21 protein-coding genes are annotated in these 19407 nt (G+C 73.2%); 15 read left to right on the top strand and 6 right to left on the bottom strand.

What is annotated here, in order from left to right:
- Positions 1–187: 187 nt before the first annotated feature.
- Complete coding sequence (locus ACFFJG_RS14975; RefSeq protein ID WP_378519584.1) at positions 188–571, bottom strand: RDD family protein; 384 nt, start codon at positions 569–571, stop codon at positions 188–190.
- A 181-nt stretch (positions 572–752) separates the two neighbouring features.
- On the opposite strand from ACFFJG_RS14975, the gene glnA reads away from it, so the two are divergent.
- On the top strand, positions 753–2174 hold the full coding sequence (gene glnA, locus ACFFJG_RS14980) for a type I glutamate--ammonia ligase (protein ID WP_378519585.1): 1422 nt from the start codon (positions 753–755) through the stop codon (positions 2172–2174).
- Between the two features lie 159 nt (positions 2175–2333).
- Here the strand turns inward: glnA and ACFFJG_RS14985 are convergent, their stop codons facing one another.
- Positions 2334–2762, bottom strand: a complete 429-nt coding sequence (locus ACFFJG_RS14985) for a CBS domain-containing protein (protein ID WP_378519586.1) — start codon at positions 2760–2762, stop codon at positions 2334–2336.
- A 363-nt stretch (positions 2763–3125) separates the two neighbouring features.
- On the opposite strand from ACFFJG_RS14985, the gene ACFFJG_RS14990 reads away from it, so the two are divergent.
- From ACFFJG_RS14990 to ACFFJG_RS15000, 3 genes are all read left to right on the top strand, one after another.
- Positions 3126–3281, top strand: coding sequence for a hypothetical protein (locus ACFFJG_RS14990; protein ID WP_378519587.1), 156 nt, complete (start codon positions 3126–3128; stop codon positions 3279–3281).
- Between the two features lie 79 nt (positions 3282–3360).
- Positions 3361–4467: an aminotransferase class I/II-fold pyridoxal phosphate-dependent enzyme gene (locus ACFFJG_RS14995; protein WP_378519588.1), complete on the top strand. Its 1107-nt coding sequence runs from the start codon at positions 3361–3363 to the stop codon at positions 4465–4467.
- 113 nt (positions 4468–4580) lie between these two features.
- Complete coding sequence (locus ACFFJG_RS15000; protein ID WP_378519589.1) at positions 4581–5210, top strand: DUF6518 family protein; 630 nt, start codon at positions 4581–4583, stop codon at positions 5208–5210.
- 14 nt (positions 5211–5224) lie between these two features.
- On the opposite strand, the gene ACFFJG_RS15005 is transcribed toward ACFFJG_RS15000, so the two are convergent.
- Positions 5225–6418, bottom strand: coding sequence for a cytochrome P450 (locus tag ACFFJG_RS15005; RefSeq protein ID WP_378519590.1), 1194 nt, complete (start codon positions 6416–6418; stop codon positions 5225–5227).
- Positions 6419–6770: 352 nt separating this feature from the next.
- Between ACFFJG_RS15005 and ACFFJG_RS15010 the strand changes: the two genes are divergently transcribed.
- From ACFFJG_RS15010 to ACFFJG_RS15025, 4 genes are all read left to right on the top strand, one after another.
- Complete coding sequence (locus ACFFJG_RS15010; protein WP_378519591.1) at positions 6771–7955, top strand: calcium-binding protein; 1185 nt, start codon at positions 6771–6773, stop codon at positions 7953–7955.
- Positions 7956–7987: 32 nt separating this feature from the next.
- Positions 7988–8575, top strand: coding sequence for a flavin reductase family protein (locus ACFFJG_RS15015; RefSeq protein WP_378519592.1), 588 nt, complete (start codon positions 7988–7990; stop codon positions 8573–8575).
- Positions 8576–8682: 107 nt separating this feature from the next.
- Positions 8683–9300: a YceI family protein gene (locus ACFFJG_RS15020; RefSeq protein WP_378519593.1), complete on the top strand. Its 618-nt coding sequence runs from the start codon at positions 8683–8685 to the stop codon at positions 9298–9300.
- A 150-nt stretch (positions 9301–9450) separates the two neighbouring features.
- Positions 9451–10665, top strand: a complete 1215-nt coding sequence (locus tag ACFFJG_RS15025) for a thiolase family protein (protein ID WP_378519594.1) — start codon at positions 9451–9453, stop codon at positions 10663–10665.
- A gap of 159 nt (positions 10666–10824) precedes the next feature.
- On the opposite strand, the gene ACFFJG_RS15030 is transcribed toward ACFFJG_RS15025, so the two are convergent.
- The gene (locus tag ACFFJG_RS15030) at positions 10825–11556 is read right to left on the bottom strand and encodes a TetR/AcrR family transcriptional regulator (RefSeq protein WP_378519595.1); all 732 of its coding nucleotides are present in this window, start codon (positions 11554–11556) and stop codon (positions 10825–10827) included.
- A gap of 121 nt (positions 11557–11677) precedes the next feature.
- On the opposite strand from ACFFJG_RS15030, the gene ACFFJG_RS15035 reads away from it, so the two are divergent.
- From ACFFJG_RS15035 to ACFFJG_RS15045, 3 genes are all read left to right on the top strand, one after another.
- Complete coding sequence (locus ACFFJG_RS15035; RefSeq protein WP_378519596.1) at positions 11678–13135, top strand: MFS transporter; 1458 nt, start codon at positions 11678–11680, stop codon at positions 13133–13135.
- A 250-nt stretch (positions 13136–13385) separates the two neighbouring features.
- Entirely contained in the window at positions 13386–13853 is a 468-nt protein-coding gene (locus ACFFJG_RS15040) for an SPFH domain-containing protein (protein ID WP_378519597.1), read from the top strand.
- Positions 13854–13875: 22 nt separating this feature from the next.
- The gene (locus ACFFJG_RS15045; RefSeq protein WP_378519598.1) at positions 13876–14316 is read left to right on the top strand and encodes a BLUF domain-containing protein; all 441 of its coding nucleotides are present in this window, start codon (positions 13876–13878) and stop codon (positions 14314–14316) included.
- A gap of 181 nt (positions 14317–14497) precedes the next feature.
- Here ACFFJG_RS15045 and ACFFJG_RS15050 read toward each other — a convergent pair whose 3' ends face one another.
- A complete protein-coding gene (locus ACFFJG_RS15050) occupies positions 14498–15187 on the bottom strand; it encodes a GAF and ANTAR domain-containing protein (RefSeq protein WP_378519599.1) in 690 nt (229 codons plus the stop codon).
- 209 nt (positions 15188–15396) lie between these two features.
- On the opposite strand from ACFFJG_RS15050, the gene ACFFJG_RS15055 reads away from it, so the two are divergent.
- The gene (locus tag ACFFJG_RS15055; RefSeq protein ID WP_378519600.1) at positions 15397–15867 is read left to right on the top strand and encodes a DUF6228 family protein; all 471 of its coding nucleotides are present in this window, start codon (positions 15397–15399) and stop codon (positions 15865–15867) included.
- Positions 15868–15915: 48 nt separating this feature from the next.
- Positions 15916–17280 (top strand): HNH endonuclease, encoded by a 1365-nt coding sequence (locus ACFFJG_RS15060; RefSeq protein ID WP_378519601.1) that lies wholly within the window; start codon positions 15916–15918, stop codon positions 17278–17280.
- Positions 17281–17346: 66 nt separating this feature from the next.
- On the opposite strand, the gene ACFFJG_RS15065 is transcribed toward ACFFJG_RS15060, so the two are convergent.
- Positions 17347–18162, bottom strand: a complete 816-nt coding sequence (locus ACFFJG_RS15065) for a hypothetical protein (protein WP_378519602.1) — start codon at positions 18160–18162, stop codon at positions 17347–17349.
- Between the two features lie 405 nt (positions 18163–18567).
- Here ACFFJG_RS15065 and ACFFJG_RS15070 point away from each other — a divergent pair, with 405 nt between their 5' ends.
- Complete coding sequence (locus ACFFJG_RS15070) at positions 18568–18837, top strand: hypothetical protein (RefSeq protein WP_378519603.1); 270 nt, start codon at positions 18568–18570, stop codon at positions 18835–18837.
- 5 nt (positions 18838–18842) lie between these two features.
- Entirely contained in the window at positions 18843–19352 is a 510-nt protein-coding gene (locus ACFFJG_RS15075) for a hypothetical protein (protein ID WP_378519604.1), read from the top strand.
- Positions 19353–19407: the final 55 nt, after the last annotated feature.

Raw genomic sequence — 19407 nt, forward strand, 5'->3', positions numbered from 1 at the left:
ACGCCGCCATCCTCGCGCGGCCGCCCGCCACCCTGGCGGCAAACGACATCCCGGCACGCCGATCCGATGTCGTACGCCGCCACCCTCGGGGCGCCGCCGCCACCCTGGCGAGAGACGACATCCCGGCACCCCGAACCGATGTCGTACGCCGCCACCCTCGGGCGGCGCCCCGCGCGTCAGCGAGCCGTCAGAGAGAGACGGTGCGCGTGCCGGCGGCGAGGTCGTGCACCCCGCGCCCGCTGAAGGTGAGCAGCGGCGGCACGAGCAGGGCGACCAGGACGCTGCGCAGCAGCGCCCGCAGCAGCGACACCGGTCGTGAGGGGTCGCGGTGGTCGACGACCCGGAGCCGGGTGGCCAGCTTGCCGAACGAACCCCCGAGGAGCGCGGTGAAGAACGCCGACTCCAGCACGAACAGGCCCAGGGTGCCGAGGCCGTTGGGGTTGGCGCCGAGCACGCCGACGGCGACCAGGCCCTCGACGACGCCGAGGCAGGTCAGCCAGTCGACGGCGAGTGCCAGGATCCGGCGTCCCCAGGTCGCGCTCTCGAGGGTCGGTGTTACGGCGCTCGTCACGCCGCCAGCCTAGGAGGGGCTCGGGAGCCGCCATCTGCCGGTCACTTGTAACACGGCCGAAACAATCGGGATACGGTCAAGAAACTGCTCCCGACTAGCGTCGGCGGCACGGTGCAACGAGGCTCCGTTCCCGATGCTGCAATCTCGACGGCCGTGCCACGCCCGTCAAGGAGGACACTCAATGTTCAACAACTCCGATGAGCTCTTGAAGTTCATCAAGGACGAGGGCGTCGAGATGATCGACGTCCGCTTCTGCGACCTGCCGGGCGTGATGCAGCACTTCACGGTCCCGGCCTCCTCCTTCGACGAGAGCGTCTTCGACGACGGCCTGGGCTTCGACGGCTCGTCGATCCGCGGCTTCCAGGCGATCAACGAGTCGGACATGTCGCTGTTCCCGGACCCGACCACGGCCTACCTCGACCCGTTCCGCAAGGCCAAGACGCTCAACGTCAACTTCTTCATCCACGACCCGATCACGGGTGAGGCCTACAGCCGCGACCCGCGCAACATCGCGCGCAAGGCGCTGGCGTACCTCGACTCGACCGGCATCGCGGACACCGCTTACTTCGCCCCCGAGGCCGAGTTCTACATCTTCGACAACGTGCGCTACTCCACCGGCGTCAACGAGGGCTACTACCACATCGACTCGGTCGAGGGCTGGTGGAACTCGGGCAAGGAGGGCGAGGAGAACAAGGGCTACAAGACGCGCCTCAAGGGCGGCTACTTCCCCGTCGAGCCCTACGACCACTACAGCGACCTGCGCGCCGACATGGTCAAGAACCTCGAGGCGTGCGGCCTCCAGGTCGAGCGCGCCCACCACGAGGTCGGCACCGCCGGCCAGGCGGAGATCAACTACCGCTTCGACACGCTGCTCAAGGCCGCGGACGACGTGATGAAGTTCAAGTACCTCATCAAGAACACCGCCTGGGAGCAGGGCAAGTCCGTCACCTTCATGCCGAAGCCGATCTTCGGCGACAACGGCTCGGGCATGCACGTGCACCAGTCGCTGTGGAAGGACGGCGAGCCGCTGTTCTTCGACGAGACCGGGTACGCCGGCCTGTCCGACACCGCTCGCTGGTACATCGGCGGCATCCTCAAGCACGCCCCGTCGCTGCTGGCCTTCACCAACCCGACGGTGAACTCCTACCACCGCCTGGTGCCGGGCTTCGAGGCCCCGATCTCGCTGGTCTACTCCTCGCGCAACCGCTCCGCCTCGGTCCGCATCCCCATCACGGGCGCCAACCCCAAGGCCAAGCGTGTCGAGACCCGCTTCCCCGACCCGTCGGCGAACCCCTACCTCGCCTTCGCCGCGCTGATGCTCGCCGGCCTCGACGGCGTCCAGAACAAGACGGAGCCCGCGGCCCCGATCGACAAGGACATCTACGAGCTGCCGCCGGACGAGATGGCCGACATCGACCAGGTCCCCACCAGCCTCGGCGCCGTCCTCGACGCGCTCGAGGCCGACCACGAGTACCTGACCCGTGGTGGCGTCTTCACCGACGACCTGATCGAGACCTGGATCCACTTCAAGCGCACCCAGGAGATCGCCCCCGTGCAGCTGCGCCCGCACCCGCACGAGTTCGAGCTCTACTACGACATCTGAGCCTTCGCGTCGTCCACGCGACGGCCCCGGTCACCGTTCGGTGTCCGGGGCCTTCGTGCGTGGTGGCGGGGCCCTCGTCCCGGCGCGGGCCGACCTGCAGGACCGGTTCGAGGAGGCCGCACCCGGAACCGGGGCCGATCCCCCGGCCCCGGCCGGGCCTCAGTCCGTCGACGGCGCTGCAGAGATCGCCTCGACCAGCCGCCCGGCGCTCTCAGGGGGCAGGCTCCTGGCGATGTCGGCCTGGCTGATCATGCCGACGAGGTCGTGACCGTCGATGACGGGCAGCCGGCGGACCCCCGCCTTCACCATGGTGTCCAGCGCCTCCTCGATGTCGTCGTCCGCCCCGATGGTGACGACCTCGTCCCCGGCGTAGTCGGCCACCGTGACCTGCGTGGTGTCCATGCCCTCGGCGACGCAGTTCAGCACGATGTCGCGGTCGGTGATCATGCCCTTGAGCCGGTCGTCCTCCCCGCAGATCGGCAGGGCACCGACCCCGAGGTCGCGCATCTTGCGTGCCGCCTCGGTCACGGTCTCGTTGATGCCGGCGCACTCGGTGCCGGACGTCATGATGTCGCGCGCTGTCGTCATGTCAGTTCCTCCTTCGAACCGGCACCCGATGCGCCGGTCGAGTTCCGTACCCGCCGTGCTGACCGGGATGCGCCCGCCGCGCCGTGGTCGGTCGCGTCTGGCGCGGGCTCCGCGCCGCTCGAGTGCTCCAGCGCCGGGAAGGCCGTGCGTTGGCAGGATCGCCCTGGCCGTACTCCTCCGGACGGGGACATCCGCTGCACCGCACCCGCACGGTGTCCGGGCCTGCGTCGCGCATGCCCAGGCGTCGCCCGGGCACCGAGTCGCATGGACCACTCCCGCGCACCCGTCCTGGACGCCCTGTCGGAGTTCCGTCACCGTGGTGACGTCGTCTTCGGTCCTCCCGGGCACCGGCAGGGGCGCGGCGTGGACCCACGGGTCCTGACGATCATGGGAGAGGGCGTCTTCGCCTCTGACGTGCTCGCGATGAACGGCCTCGACGACCGCCGCAACTCTGGTGGCGTGCTGGCGCAAGCGCAGGAGCTGATGGCCGACGCACCTGCGGCAGCTCCCTCTCGGTGAATTCCGCGATGCTGGCGGTCGCGGGGCCGGGCGAGAAGCTCCTGGTCTCACGCAACGCGCACAAGTCGGTCATGAGCGGGTGATCGTCAACGGCACCACACCGGTGTGGGTGCACCCGAGGTTCGACGCCGAGCGCCACATGGCGCACCCGCCGGAGCCGGACGACGTACGTCGCGCCCTCGAGCAGCATCCCGACGCCAAGGGGATGCTGCTGATCACGCCGACAGACTGGGGCACGTGCGCCGACATCCGGGGCGTCGCCGCGGTGTGCCACGAGCACGACGTGCCGCTGATCGTGGACGAGGCGTGGGGCGCGCACCTGCCGTTCCACGCCGGCCTGCCGACCTGGGGCATGGACGCGGACGCGGACCTCGTCGTGACCAGCGTCCACAAGATGGGCGCGGCCATCGAGCAGAGCTCGGTCTTCCACCTGCAGGGCAACCGGGTCGACCCGACCGTGCTGGCGCAACGCGAGGACCTGCTCGCGACGACGAGCGCCTCCAGCCTCGTCTACGCCTCCCTCGACGGCTGGCGGCGACACATGGTCGAGCAGGGCGAGGCGCTGCTGGGCAGGACGCTCGACCTCGCGCGCCGGGCACGTGCGGAGATCGCAGCGATCGACGGCATCGAGGTGTACGGCGACGAGCTGGTCCGCGAGGGACACGCCCACGAGGTGGACCCGTTCGTGCTCACCCTCGACGTGCGAGCCCTCGGGATCACTGGCTACCAGGCCTCCGAGATCCTCCGGGACCACCACCACGTGGACCTCGGCGCCGCCGACACCTGGCGGGTCGGCGCGCGTCTGACCCACGCCGACGACGACGAATCCGTCGACCTCCTTGTGCGGACCCTCCGCAGCCTGGTGGACGACGCGCGTCGGGCGGAGACCCCGCCCCGCGTGGACTTCCCGAGCACCGAGGGGCTGGAGCTCGAGACGGTCATGCTCCCGCGCGAGGCGTTCTTCGCCGAGGTGGAGCAGGTGTCCGCCCAGCAGGCCGTCGGTCGGGTCGCGGCCGAGATGGTCACCCCGTACCCGCCCGGCGTGCCGGTGATCGCCCCGGGCGAGCGCATCACGCAGGACGCGGTCGACTACCTCCGCTCGGGCGTGGCCGCCGGCATGCTCATCCCCGAGGCCGCCGACCCCCAGGTCGACACGCTTCGCGTCGTGCGCGACTCGGGCGCGTAGGTGTCCCGCTCCCGCCACGTCCTCTCCACCGCTGGTACCGACCTCCTCCCCCGGAGGTGCCGGGAGCGTCCAGAGCCGTTGTCGGTGACGCGCGCGGGGGCGAGGATCGGGGCATGTCAGCAGCTGCAGCACCCCTGACCGTGCGCCCTGCGCGGCCCGCACTCGCGGTCCCCGCCGTCGTCGTGGCCAGCCTCCTCCTCGGCGGGCTCACCTCGTGGGCGCAGGGCGTCCTCCCCGACGCCCTGGCCTCGTTCGCCAACTCGTCCTCAGGGTGGACCGCCCTGACCGCGGTCCTGGTGGCGGCGGCGCGCCCCCGCCTCGTCCTCGGCGCGGTCCTCGGGGTGGTGTCGTTCGTGTCGCTGGTGCTCGGCTACACCGTCGCCTCCGAGCTGCGCGGGCTGGCCTACAGCCCCGTGCTGTGGGGAGCGGTCGGGATCGTCGCCGGGCCCTTCGTGGGAGCGGCCGCTGCTGCCCTCGCCGGTCGTGACCGGAGGCTCGCGGCTGTCGGTGCCGGGGCGCTCGCCGGGGTGCTCGTCGCCGACGCCGTCTACGGCCTCACGGTCGTCGCGGCGTCCACCAGCCCGGTGTACTGGACGATCTGCCTCGTCGCGGCCGTCGCCCTGGTCGGTGCGACCGTGGCGCGCTTCCCCTCACGCACGACCGCAGCCCTGGCCGTCGCGACGGCGCTCGCCGCGACCGGCGTCCTGACCGGCGGCTACGCAGTGCTCAACGCGATCGCCTGACCACGCGAGCGTCCTCACCCGACCCGTACGCGCAGGCCGTGCCGGGGCAGCGTGGGGATGCGGCGCCGGTCGTGGTCACTGCTCCCGACGACGTGGTAGGGCACCCCGGCCAGCACGTCGGCGGTCTGCTGCAGGATGCGCACGGTCAGCGGCTCGCCGGGGCACCGGTGACCGGTGGCGGGATAGCCGCCGCCCTGGGGGACGTAGCCGAACGGGTCGGGCTCGTGGCCGACGAACCGGCCGGGCGCGAACCGTTCCGGCTCGTTCCACAGGTCCGGGTGGGCGTTGGTCCCTGGGACGTCGAGGACGAGCAGGTCACCGGGTGCGAGTGCCACCCCGTCGAACGAGGTGTCCCTGCGCACCAGCCCGGCGAGCGCCGGAACGAACGGAGCGGTGCGACGCACCTCGTGGCCGAGCGAGCGTCGCGCCTCGTCCCCCAACGTAGAATGATCGGCGAGACCGGCGAGGTCGCGGGCCAGGAAGGTCCCGGGCCACGCCACCGCCACCGTGGGACGCAGGACGTTGAGCAGCTCCACGCCCGCCAGGTGCGGGTCGAGGCCCGAGCCCGGGCCCCGGGCGATGTCGGCCAGCACCGTGTCGTCCCTGACCGAGCCGGGATCGCGACGGGCCCGGCCGACCAGGTCGCGCGCCCACCGGTCGAGCTGCAGGCGAGCTGCCCAGGCCCGGGCGTACGCCGTGCCGGCCCCGCCGAAGCCGTCGACGACGGTGGCGAGCCTGCGGCTGGTGCGGTGCACGTCGGCCGGCGCCTGGTCGATGCCGGCCCATGCCTGCACCGCCGCGCCGTAGACCTCGACCAGCTCGTCGAAGACCGACACCTCGCGGCCCGGCCAGCCCTCCACGCGCCGGGCGAGGTCGCGCCCGATCGTCGCGGCGAGGTCGTCGACGCGCTCGCTCGTCAGCAGACCGAGGAACATCGCCTTGCGGATCCGGTGCTGGTCGCCGTCGGTGCCGTGGACGGCCCCGCGCCCGAACAGCAGAGCGGCGAGCGGCGGTGGGACCGCCCCTTCGCGCTGCACGACGTCCTCGTCGTAGAAGAGCCGAACGGCGTCGCGTCCGCGCACCACCACGGCCCGCCGCCCCAGGACCCGGCACGTGAACGCGTCGTCACGCGTCGTGCCGGTCCGCTGCCGCAGCCGCGGGATCGCGTCGTAGCCGTCCTTGAGCAGCATCATCGCCAGGTCCGCCATCACTGCCCCTCCGTCTGTGCCCGTCGGTCGGCCCGTACCCGTGGCGTCGGGGGCGCATGTGGCACGGGGCGGCCTTCCCGCCGGGCGCACGGCCGATGCACGTACGGCCGTGTGAGGGACGTGGGACGACCAGCTGACCGACACCGCCCACGAGCCGGGAGCACGACGCCAGCCCTGAACCCGCTCCCGCCGCAGCGCGGCACGGCGGGGCGTCCCGTCCGCCCGCTTCTCGGCCCTGCACGACCTCGGCCCACACAGACCTGCGGATCTCTCAGAACCGACCTCGCGCCGCCGAACAAGGTGGTAACAGTTGTGCCACACAATGCACTCACGTCGCCTGGAGATCGCCACCATGAAGCGCTCTGTCGCCTCTGCCGCCCTGCTCACCTCGCTCGCGCTCGCCCTCCCCCTGGCCCCGGTCGCCGTGGCCGCCAGCGGCAACGCCGCGACCACGTCCTCCGCCTCGCCGAAGGGCCAGCAGGTCCCGAAGGCGAGGAAGGCGAAGAAGGCAACCCGCTCGGCCGACCTGCTCGTCGGGCGGGGCAGGGCCGACACGATCAGCGGCTGGGACGGCGACGACGTCCTGAAGGGCCGGGGCGGCGACGACTACCTGGCGGGCAACGCCGACGACGACACGATCTACGGCGACGGCGGCGACGACACCGTGCGCGGCGAGGCCGGCGACGACACCGTGTGGGGCGGTCCCGGCGACGACCTCGTCCAGGGGCACGAGGGCGACGACGTCGTGCACGGCGAGGCCGGCGACGACGTCGTGGACGCCGGACCGGGCGAGGACCTGGTCTACGGCGAGGACGGCAACGACCAGATCAGCGGCCACACCGGCGACGACCAGATCTGGGCCGGCGCGGGTGACGACGTGGTCGACGCCTACAAGGACGACGACGTCGTCCACGGCGAGGACGGCCGCGACACGATCAACGGCTCCGAGGGCGACGACGTCATCTACGGCGGCCCGGGCGACGACAACCTGCCCGACAGCTCGGGCAAGGTCGGCCCGGGTGGCAAGCACGGACCCGGCGGGCTGTTCGGCGGCCCGGGCAACGACCGCGTCTACGGCGAGGACGGCAACGACGTCGTCTCGGGCCACGACGGCGACGACCTCGTCGACGGAGGCTCCGGCAACGACCTGCTCTCCGGCGGCAGCGGCAACGACGTCCTCGTCGACGGCTCCGGCGACGACAACGTCAAGGGCGACGAGGGCGACGACGTCCTCTTCATCGGCCCCGGCGCCGACAAGGTGTGGCCGGAGGAGGGCAACGACGTCGTCTACCTGTACGACGACGGGGTCGCCGACGTCGTGCGCTGCGACGACATGGACACCGCGGAGCAGCGCGCGCAGGCAGGGACCGACGACCGCGTCGTCTACGTGGGCGCCCGCGACCCGCTCGACGTCGTCTGGGACTCGTGCGAGTCCGTCACCTCGACCGCGTCCCTGCCCGCCGGCTGGCCCTACGGACCCGTCGCCGGCATCTCGGCGCGCACGGTCACCCGGCACCCGGGGCTGCGAGCCGGCTGACCCGAGGCGGCGGCGGCTAGCCTCGGGAGGCGATGGACTCCTCACGCCGCGTCTTCGACATCGACGACCCCACGACCTCGCCCTACCGCCTGCTCACCGCGCTCGTGGTGCCGCGCCCGATCGCCTGGGTCTCCACCCTGTCGGCCGCAGGCGTCGGCAACCTGGCGCCGCACTCGTTCTTCACGGTGGCGTGCGCGGACCCGGCGGTCGTGCAGTTCACCTCGATCGGGCGCAAGGACACGCTGCGCAACGTCGAGGAGACGGGCGAGTTCACCGTGAGCCTGGCGTCCGAGGAGCTCGTGGACCAGGTCAACGCCACCTCGACCGCCTTCGGCCCCGAGGTCGACGAGGCGGACGCGACCGGCGTGGTGATGGAGCCCAGCGAGAAGGTCGCACCGCCCCGCGTGCGGGCCTCCCCCGCGTCCATCGAGTGCACGCTGCGCCAGGTCGTCGACCTCGGCACGTCGTGGCTCGTGCTCGGCACGGTCCGGGCGATCACGGTGCGCGAGTCCGCCCTCGACGGCACCCACCCGCTGATGTCGGAGCTGCGTCCCGTCTCGCGGCTCGGGCGCGACGAGTGGGGCCTGCCCCCGGAGGTCGTCGCGCTCGAGCGGCCCTGACCGTCGACGTGTCTCACCTCACAGCGTCGTGGGAATGCCGCAGACCGCGGCTCCGTTGAGGTGCTTGAATCGTCAACTACTGACGTACGTCTTCCGAGGAGCACCCCATGGCCATCTTCCGCCGCAACAAGTCCAAGGCCGCCCACGTCGCCGCCCCGTCCGCCGCCCCCGCCGTCGCCGTCCTCGAGCGCGACTCGATCACCGGCGACTACGTCGTCGACGCCAGCCACAGCCGCATGGGCTTCTCGGCCCGCCACGCGATGGTCACCACCGTCCGCGGCCAGTTCTCCGACTTCGAGGGCACCGCCCACGTCGACGCCGAGGACCCGTCCGCCTCCAGCGTCTCGATCGCCATCCGCCCCGCCAGCATCTCCACCGGCTCCGCGGACCGCGACGGCCACCTGGTCTCGGCCGACTTCTTCGACGCCGAGAACCACCCCGCCCTCACCTTCACCTCGACCTCGGTCGAGCGCGACGGCTCCGAGTGGACCATCACCGGCGACCTCACCATCAAGGGCGTGACCCGGTCCGTGACCATCCCCTTCGAGGAGACCGGCACGGCCGTCGACCCCTTCGGCAACACCCGCGTCGGCTTCGAGGGCGCCACCACGATCAACCGCAAGGACTGGGACCTGTCGTGGAACGCCGCCCTCGAGACCGGCGGCGTGCTGGTCTCGGAGAAGATCAAGCTCGAGCTCGACATCTCGGCGATCAAGAACGCCTGACGTCGGCTGTCGCAGCCTGACGCACAGCCCACGGGCCCGGACCCGGTGGCGTCCGGGCCCGTGCGCGTCCTCCCCCGCCTGCCCCCCGGAGCCGGCGCGGGTCCATGATCGTGTCCTCCGCCCCGCGCACCCCGAGAAGGAGCACGACCGATGACCCGCTCGCCGCAGGCCCACGTCTACGCCGCCGTCCGTACGCCGTTCGGCCGGTTCGGCGGCGCACTGGCCGGGTCGCGCCCGGACGACCTGGCCGCCGGCGTGCTGCACGAGGCGCTGGCGCGCACCCGCCTCGACGGCGCGGAGGTCGACGAGGTCGTCCTGGGCAACGCCAACGGCGCCGGGGAGGACAACCGCAACGTCGCCCGCATGGCCGCGCTGCTGGCCGGGCTCCCGGTCTCGGTGCCCGGCACGTCGGTGAACCGGCTCTGCGGCTCCTCCCTCGACGCCGCGATGATCGGCTCGCGCGCCATCGAGACCGGTGACGCCGACGTCGTCCTCACCGGCGGCGTCGAGTCGATGACCCGCGCGCCGTGGGTGCTGCCCAAGCCCGGGCGGGCCTACCCGGCCGGCAACACCGAGCTCGTCTCCACCACGCTCGGCTGGCGGTTGGTCAACCCGCGGATGCCTGCGGAGTGGACCGTCTCGCTCGGCGAGGCCAACGAACAGCTCGGCGAGGTGCACGACGTCCCCAGGGAGCGCCAGGACGCGTTCGCCGTCCGCTCCCACCAGCTCGCCCACGCCGCGTGGGAGTCCGGCTTCCACGACGACCTGGTGGTGCCCGTCGACGGTCCGACCGGGGTGGTCCTGGCCCGCGACGAGGGCATCCGTCCCGACGCGTCGACCGACTCGCTGGGCGCCCTGAAGCCGTCGTTCCGGCCCGACGGGACGATCACCGCCGGCAACGCCTCACCGCTCAGCGACGGCGCGTCCGCCGTGCTGCTCGGCTCCGCCGAGGCCGCCGACCGGATCGGGTCCGACCCCCTGGCGCGCATCGCCGGGCGAGGCACGCACGCCGTCGAGCCGCAGCGCTTCGGGTACGCGCCGGTCGAGGCGGCCGAGAAGGCGCTGGCCCGCGCCGGCATCGGCTGGTCCGACGTCGGGGTCGTCGAGCTCAACGAGGCGTTCGCGGTGCAGTCGCTGGTCTGCATCGATGCCTGGCTCGCGCGCGGCCTGTCCGACCCCGAGGTGGTCAACACCCGAGGCGGGGCGATCGCGCTCGGTCACCCGCTCGGGGCGTCCGGTGGCCGCGTCCTCGGCATGCTCGCGGCCGCGATGCGCGCCGACGGCCACCGCTGGGGCCTGGCCGCGATCTGCATCGGCGTCGGCCAGGGCCTGGCCGTGGTGCTGGAGAACGACGCGCTCGCCTGAGCGCCGCGCGCCCGGTCGGGGCGGACGTGCCCGGGGATGGCGCGACCCCGGCCGCTACGGGGGACTGAGCGGCCGGGGTCTGCGGCCACCGTACGCACTCCGCGGGGCAGCCGTGGAGGGTCTGCGCGACGTTTCCCCACATCGGGCCACGCCCCGTGGTCAGGACGGGCCGTGAGGCACCGTCCGGCCGGCCTGCAGCCGGAGCCCGGCGAGCAGCAGGTCGAGCCCGGCGCGGAACTGCTCGGCGTCGTCGTGGCCGGCGAACTCCTCGGCCACGTGGTGCACGAACGGGAACTGCTCGGGGTCGAGGGCGCGCCACTGGTCGGCGAACCGCGCGATGTGCTCGTCGCGGTCGACGCTTCCGTCGGCGACGTCCGCGGGCGGCTTCTGCCCGAGGTCTGCCGCGATCCCCACGACGAACCCCATGACCGCGGACACGGCGTGGAAGGCCTGCCGCGGCGTCAGGTCGAGGCGCAGCACCTGCTGCCCCATGCGCTCGTAGAGGGCGAGGGCGTGGGGCTGCACCTCGGTGTCGCGCATGAAGTAGGACCCGAGCCACGGGCGGTCGGCGATGGCGTCGAAGAGCGCCACCGCGATCGACCGGAGGTCCTCCACCGGGTCTGCGGAGCCGTGGAAGTCCTCGGTGTCGGCGAGCACCTGCGCGACGACGTGGTCGCTGGCCCGGTCGAGCAGCTCGTCCTTGCTCGCGACGTACCAGTAGATGCTGGCCGCTCCCCCGCCGAGGCGGGCGGCCAGGGCCCGGAAGGTGAGGGCGGAGTCCCCCGCCTCGTCGAGCAGCGCGACGGCCTCGGAGACGACCGCGTCCATGGAGTGCGCGGCGCGGCGCCGCCCGCCCCTGCCCCCGGGTGATCCCCTGCGCTCGTCTGCCATGTGCGCCATCCCACCACCTCCTCCGCACGACGCGGGCTTGCCCCACCGTCGAACAGTGTTCTATATTCTCGAACGTTGTACGAGAATCGTACAGCGTTCGACACCCGAGGAGGTGCCTCCCATGACTGCTCTCCCCGTCCAGCCCGCGCCGGCCCGTACGTATCCCTCCCTCGGGGCGGCGTGGATCCCGCTCGCGGCCCTGTGCCTGGCCTTCTTCGTCGAGATGGTCGACAACACGCTCCTGACCATCGCGCTGCCGACCATCGGCCGCGACCTCGGCAGCGGCACCACGGCGCTCCAGTGGGTCACCGTCGCCTACTCGCTCACCTTCGGCGGACTGCTGCTGACGGCCGGGTCGATGGCCGATCGCCTCGGACGCCGCCGCGTCCTGCTGTGGGGCCTCAGCGCCTTCGGCGTCATCAGCCTCGCCGTCGTGCTCGTCGAGAGCGCTCGCGAGCTCATCGCGCTGCGGGCCGCGCTCGGCCTCGCCGCTGCCGCGATGGCGCCGATCACGAATTCGCTGGTCTTCCGGCTCTTCGACGACCAGGCGCTGCGGATGCGCGCCATGACGGTGATGATCGTGGTCGGGATGAGCGGTTTCATCCTCGGCCCCGTGCTCGGCGGCTCCGTGCTGGCCCACGTGCGCTGGGAGTGGCTGCTGGTGGTCAACGCGCCGATCGCGCTCGTCGCCTGGCTCGGCGTGCGGGCAGGCGTCGCGCCCGACCGCCCCGAGGACCTCACCTCCGACCGTCTCGACCTCCTCGGCGCCGTGCTGAGCATCGCGACGATCGGGCTCGCCTGCTACGCCCTGACCAGCGGGGTCGAGCACGGGTGGACCTCGCCCGTCACCCTCGGCTGCGTCCTGGGCGCCGCGCTCGCCGGGGCGGGCTTCGTCCGGCACGAGCGGCGCGCCGCCGAGCCGATGCTCGACCTCGGGCTCTTCGCCGTCGGCACGGTCCGCGGTGCGGCCCTCGCCCAGGTCGGCACGTCGATCGCGATGGCCGGGGTGATGTTCGGGCTGATCCTGCACTACCAGTACGCCTACGGGTGGAGCCCGATGCGGGCCGGCCTCGCGAACCTGCCGCTGATCCTGACGATGATCCTCGCCACCCCGGTCTCCGAGGGCCTCGGGCGCCGGTTCGGCCACCGCGTCGCCTGCCTCGTCGGCGCCGGCCTCCTCGCCGGGTCACTGGCCGGCCTGTCGTGGGCCGTCGACCACGGGTACGCCGCGATCGCCGCGTGCATCGTCGTGATGACCGTCGGGCTGCGCACGGTCATGACGATCTGCGCGGTGGCGCTCGTCGACGCCATGCCCGCCAACCGCACGTCCATCGGCACGGCCCTCAACGACACGGCCCAGGAGGTGGGCACGAGCGTCGGCACCGCCGTGGTGGGCACGATGGTGGCGGCACTCGTGACCTCGACGCTGCCGGCCGGCGCGTGGAGCAGCGACCTGGTCGCCTCGTTCTTCCACGGGGAGCGGCTGACCTACGCGGCCCTCGCCGTGGTCGTCGGGCTGGTCGCCGGTCTCGGTGCGCTCAGCCTCACCGACTCCCGGTCCGTCGAGGAGCCGCACTGACGCGCGACGACCGCGGGGTGAGGCCGACCGACACCGGTGGCTGGGGATCGTCCCGGCACGAGGTGGAGCCATGTCCCGCGGCACCGCCCCGTCGCTCGGCGAGTGCACGTGGGACACCGCGACCGACCAGTGGTGCCGGGACCTGGGCAGCCTCTGCGGGCACACCCCACACGTCGCGCCGCCGGATCGGGGACGTCTCTTCGGCAGGGCACCCGTGACGACCGGCACGTCGACCTCGTACGCTGCTGCGGTGACCTACGACATCCACGGAGGCGTCCGCGCCGAGACGGACGAGCAGCAGGGCAGCACGACGGACGACGTCGAGGTGCCGGGCCCGCGCTCGCCCTCCGCGGCGCGGCTCCTGGAGATGACCGCCCGCGAGACCGACCGGTGGCGCGCCGACGCCCGCGCCGAGGCCGACGGCATCGTCGCCGCGGCGAAGGAGGAGGCCGACGCGCTGGTGCGCGCGGCGCAGCGCGAGGTCGACGGCATCCTCGACGAGGCGCGGCAGACGGCCGCCCGCACCGTGGCCGACGCCCGTGCGAACGCGGACTCCCTCCACGCCGAGAGCGCGCAGCAGCGCGCCGAGGCGGAGTCGGAGGTCGCTCGCCTCCGGCAGGTGGCCGACGAGCACTCCGACGTGCTGCGCCGCCACCTCCACGAGGTGCTGGAGCGGCTCGACTCGGGCCTCGGCAGGCCCGCCCGCGAGGACGCGTAGCCCTGGGGCCACGGGGGTGACCATGATCTCGACGACCTACCTGAGCTCGTCCTCCACACCGTGGACGAGCGACGCGCTCGAGGCGCTCCTCGCGCAGAGCCGCAGCAGCAACGCCGAGGACGACGTGACGGGCGTGCTCCTGTACTCCGGCGGCAGCTTCCTGCAGACGCTCGAGGGACCCGCACAGGCCGTGGACGCGGTGATGGCCCGGGTGCAGGCGGATCCGCGCCACACCGGCGTCGACGTGCTGCGTCGCGAGGACATCGCCGAGCGCGAGTTCGCCGGGTGGTCGATGGGGTTCCGCCAGCTCCCAGCGGACCGGGTCGAGGACATCCCTGGCTTCACCGACTACCTGCGGACCGGTCACGTCGAGGGCGCGACGGCCCGACGGGCGGTCGACACGTTCCACCGGATGTTCCGCGACCAGATGGCGGACCCGCTGCAGCCACGCGACCAGGGCTGAGCACGGCCGTCCGCGCGCGCGTCCCACCGGTGCGGGCGTGATGTTCCGGCCGTCCGGCAGGGATGGTGGGCGCCGCAGAGGGGTACGCCCACTGCAGGGTCGACTCTCCCGTCGAGCACGTGTCGGCCGACCCGGGCCCGGGTGCTCAAGCAGTCGGGCACCCGGGCCCACCTCGGGCCGGCTACTCCGCGGGCGGCAGCTCGCCGGTGTCGACGACGTGCTGCGCGACGGCGAACAGCTTGAGGTTCTGCTGCGACGAGACGCGCTTGAGGACCTCGAACGCCTGGTCGGAGGTGAGCCCGTAGCGCTCGCGCAGCATGCCGGTGGCCTCCCCGATGTGTTGCCTGCTCCGGAGCGCGGTGTGCAGCTGGTCGCGCGTCGCGGCCGCGTTGAGCCCGACCGCGGCGTGCGCGGCGACGACGAGCCCGTCGAGCCGGTCGTCCTCGGTGAACGCGTAGGGCGTGCGGGAGTAGAGGTTGAGCGCGCCGAGGTGGGTGTGGTCGACGTAGAGCCGGAACCCCATGTAGGAGCGGACACCCGTCAGGTCGACGGTGCGCGTGGCCCACTGCGGCCACGGCGCCTCCTGGGCGAGGTCGTCGATGACGCACACGTCGGTCGTGCGCAGCTCGGCCAGGCACGGGCCGTCGCCCAGGTCGTCCTGCATCTCGTCGAGCAGGACGACGTCGGGGCTCGTGGCTGCACGGGTGGCGACACCGTCGCGCTCGACGGTGCACACCCCGGCGAGGTCGCAGGCCTCGATCAGGTCGGTCGCCATCTCGACGGCACGCTGCAGGGTGTCGGAGGTGACGCGTTGGGCGGCCAGGTCGCGGGCGGCCTCGGCCAGCTGCTGGTTGAACTTCTGCGGGTCCACGGGTGCAGGGTCCTCTGGTGCTGCGGGGTGGTGCGGACGCCTGGGGCTGGACGCGCGCGAGGAGTGTGGGGGTGATGCAGGGATGGTGCGCCGGACCGGGGTCGTCCTGGGCGCCACGCGGCTCGAGCACCCGACCTCCTGGGCCGCCAGCACGATTGTGCACCACGGCGCCGACATTCGCTCGCCGCGACCTGTGCGACGCTTCGGACGTGCTCCGACGCAACGACGAGGACCAGACCCTCGAGCTCTCGTGGGAGCAGGGCGAGCGGCGGGCCGTCATCCGCTTCAGCGAACCGCGCTTCAGGTATCGCGACAAGAGCGACCCGCTCCACGCGGACGACGACATCGTCGAGTACACCGTGCACCTGGAGGGCAACGGACTCGACGCCAGCGCGGTGCTGGTGAGCCTCGACACCGCCGGGCACGGGCTCGCGCGTTTCCTCGACGACCTCGCTTACGACTTCCGCGGCGGGGACGGCACCAGGACGTGGCGCAACGCAGACCGCGACCTGTCGGTCGGCGCCACGTGGTCCAGCCGCGGACACGTGTCGCTCGACTGGCACCTCACTCCCAGCTCGTATGACAAGTGGTCGGCCCACGTCGTCGTCGAGGTCGAGGGGGGCGAGGAGATGGTCCGTCTGGCTGCCGGGCTCCGGAACTTCTTCGGCTCGGCGGTCTGACCGAGCCAGCCGATCCCAATGTCGGACCTCTTCGCTAGAATCGAACACATGATCGATACGCCGGCGGGACCGGGTGGCGACGAGGTCGACGACGACCTCGCCGCCGCCGACCTGCACGCGCTGGCCGACGTCGTCGCCGCGCTGGTGCCGTCGGGCGATGCCGTCGACCTGCTCGACGGGATCGAGGCCCTCCAGCGGCTGAAGGCCGCGGCTGCAGCGGCAGAGGTGGTGCTGACGGCGCGGTTCGCTGACCTCGCCGGGCGCGAGGACGCACGCGCCGACCGGTCCGGGCGACGCACTCCCCCGCGTGCGATGACGGTGGGCGCCGAGGTGGCGGCGGCGACCGCGGCGAGCCCGTGGGCGGGCGAGCAGCGTGTCCTGCTGTCGCGCCGCCTGCGCGACGACCTCCCGCACACCCTCACGGCACTGGGGCGCGGCGAGCTCACCGAGGCCCGCGCCTTCGCCGTCGCGCGCGAGGTCGACCACCTCGACCCCGACCAGCGGCGACGGGTCGACGACGACCTCGCACCCCGGTTGCCCGGGCTCGGTGACGTGCGGCTGCGGCAGGCGGTGCGACGGGCCTGCCCGACGGTGGCGGCCGACGCCGAGGCGCGTCGTCACCGTCGCGCCCGTGCGGACCGCCGGGTGACCAGCCGCCGGCTCGACGACGGCACCGGCCAGCTCGTGGCCACGTTGCCGCTGGAGGACCTGGCCGCCGCCCGAGCGGCGCTCGAGGCGGCCGCCGCGGGCGCTCGCGCCGCCGGGGACGACCGCACCGGCGGGCAGGTGCGCGCCGACACCCTCGTCGCCCGCCTCACCGGACGCGATCCGTCCACCGAGGCGACACCGGTGCGGGTCGAGCTCGTCATCGGGATCGAGTCCCTGGTCGGCAACGGCGCCGAGCCCGGCCTGGTCCTCGGCGAAGGCTTCCTGCCGGCCGCGCTCTGCACCGACCTCGTCCGCAGGGCCAGCGCCGCCGCGAAGGCCAGCCTGCGCAGGCTCTTCGCCAGCCCGGACGACCGTGCGCTCGTCGCGATGGAGTCGACCTCGCGGCGCTTCGACGGTGCGCTCGCCGAGCTCCTCGACCTCCGCGACCGGCGGACGTGCCGCACCTCCTGGTGCGACGCGGCGGTCCGGCACCACGACCACGTCGTCCCCGCCTCCCGAGGCGGCGCGACCAGCGCCGCCAACGGTCAGGGCCTGTGCGAGCGCTGCAACTACGTCAAGGAGGGTCCCGGGTGGGCGTCGTGGACGAGCCACCCCCCGGGCCACCCCCACCGGCTGGAGACGGTCTCGGAGCACCTCAGGTTCACCCGGTCCACCGCACCACCCCTCCCCGGAGGCGCGGCCGGGTCGGTCCACTACTCCCCGCTCGAGCTGCGGCTCGCCGGCTCGTTCACGCTCGCCGGCTAGGGACGCAGACCTCGCAGTCGGTGGGACCGGGCACGTCAGGGGGCCTCGACGACACCATCTCGTCGATCACGTGCCGGGAGGAGTCGCGAGGTCACGGCGGCCATCTCGGTCACGCACCCCCTCCACGACCAGGCAGGCTCCCACCGCGCCCGCGGCGAGGAGCACCACGGGCAGCGCGGGTCCCGACGGGACGACCGCCTCGAGGAAGGACTCGCCCAGGGGAGCCACCACCGCACTTGCTGCTACGGCCACGGCGAGCGCGAGGCCGACCCGGCGCGGGACCCACGCCACGAGTGCCAGGGCGGCGGCGAACGGCACGGCGTACATCAGTGCCCACGCAGCGAGGTCCGACCGGTCGAGGACGGGAGTGCGCACCGCGAGCGGCCCGAGCAGCGCGACCGCGGCCCCGGCCGTGACAGCCAGGGCGGCCCGACCACGGTGCGGGCGAGCCCGGTGCCGCACGAGCACGCCGAGGCACACGAGAGCCACCGTTGCGCAGACCAGACCCATCGCCGCGGCCAGGACACGGCCCTGCTGCCAGCCGACAGTGGGGACGCCGGCGTATCCGCCACCGACGAAGATGCCCCACCGCCGGACGGACACCACGCCCACACCGGCGAGCTCGGCGGCCGCCAACCCGGCGACGGCCACCACCGGAAGCATCCTCCCGTCGCGCCCGCGGACGAGCAGGACGGCGCCGAGCAGCGCGAGCGCGGCGACGAGGACGACCTGGGCGGGGCCGAACAGGCTGCCGCCCGCCTCAGGACGGGCTGCCAGCGGTAGTCCCCCGGCGACCGTGACGCCGGCGCTCACGAGGGCCGCCGCCAGCGCCGCGGCGCCGACCGCGCGCGAGCCAGCCACCCGGCCTTCACCCTGCCCCATGACGCTCCCCCTGACGGCGGACCTCGCCCCGCGAGGCCATCATCACGAGCAGGACAGGGGGCGATCCACCCATGGCGCGTCAAGACTCGGGGCACCCGTCGTCCGCACCTCGGACGACGCAGCCGCTCACCGGCCCCGGGCAAGGCAGAACCCCGACGGTCTCGGGTCCGCCGGGGTTCTGGTGTGAACAGTACGCCCCCGCACAAGGGCCCGCAGGGGTTTCGCGAAAATTCGGAGAAAAGATCGTGGGACGGGGTGAACCGCCTCACGTCCGCGCCGGTCGATCCGTGCGTCTGCCTAGTCTGGGACCAGACCCCGGCCGTTCCTCCCCCGTGGCGGCCGGGGTCGCCCCATGTCCACCCGTCCCCATGGCCGACGATCGAACACACGTTCTATTCTGGCCGCATGCCGCGCACGCCCCCGTTCCACGTCTGGGTGGACCTCACGGGCCGGTGGTCCTCGGCGGCTCCGGGCGTCCTTCTGGCGTGGCGCCACTCCGACCAGCGCGGCTGGGAGGCGTGGGTGGTGCGCGTGGAGTCGTACTCGACCGGTCGCGGCTCCGAGGTGCTGGTGACCCAGGCGTGGGTGCCGTCCAGCCTGGTGCGCCCGGCCGACCACCGCGACGTCGGCACCGCGGCGGCCCCGGCCGGTACGAGCGCGCGGCGTCGGTGGTGACGGGCATGATCCGCGACATGTGGACGGGTGAGCGGGTCCGGGACCCCGAGCTGGTGGACGCCTACGCCGCGGTCGAGGACCTGGCTTCCTGGTCGCCGTGGATGCCGCTCGCCGACGCGGTGCCCGTCGCCCCGCGGGAGCCGGGGGTCTACCTCCTGCGCGACCCGGCTGACCAGGTCGTCGTGCACGTCGGCATGGCGGGTGAGCGCGCCGGCGCCGGCCGCGCCCAAGGACTGCACGGACGTCTCGCGGACCACGTCGGCGGGTCGGGCGCGGTCGGCGGGTTCGACGAGGCGGCGCTGGACCGTGCGCTGGCCGACGCGACGTGGCTCGCGCAGCAGCTCCGGCGACTGCGCGAGCAGGGCCCCCGCCGTGCGCGTCGGTGGGCCGCGGACGCCGTACGACACCTCTCCCCCGAGGTGTCGTGGGCCGTGCGCCCCGAGCGCGCCGACGCCGCGTTCCTCGAGACCGAGGTCCTGCTGGTCCTGCGGCCGCTGGGCCTGTGGAGCCGCTGACGGACGTCCGGTCCGGCGCCCCGTCCGGCCTCGTCACCTGACCGCCGCTGGCCGG

This window comes from Nocardioides zeicaulis (assembly GCF_042432345.1).
GTDB classification, from domain to species: domain Bacteria; phylum Actinomycetota; class Actinomycetes; order Propionibacteriales; family Nocardioidaceae; genus Nocardioides; species Nocardioides zeicaulis.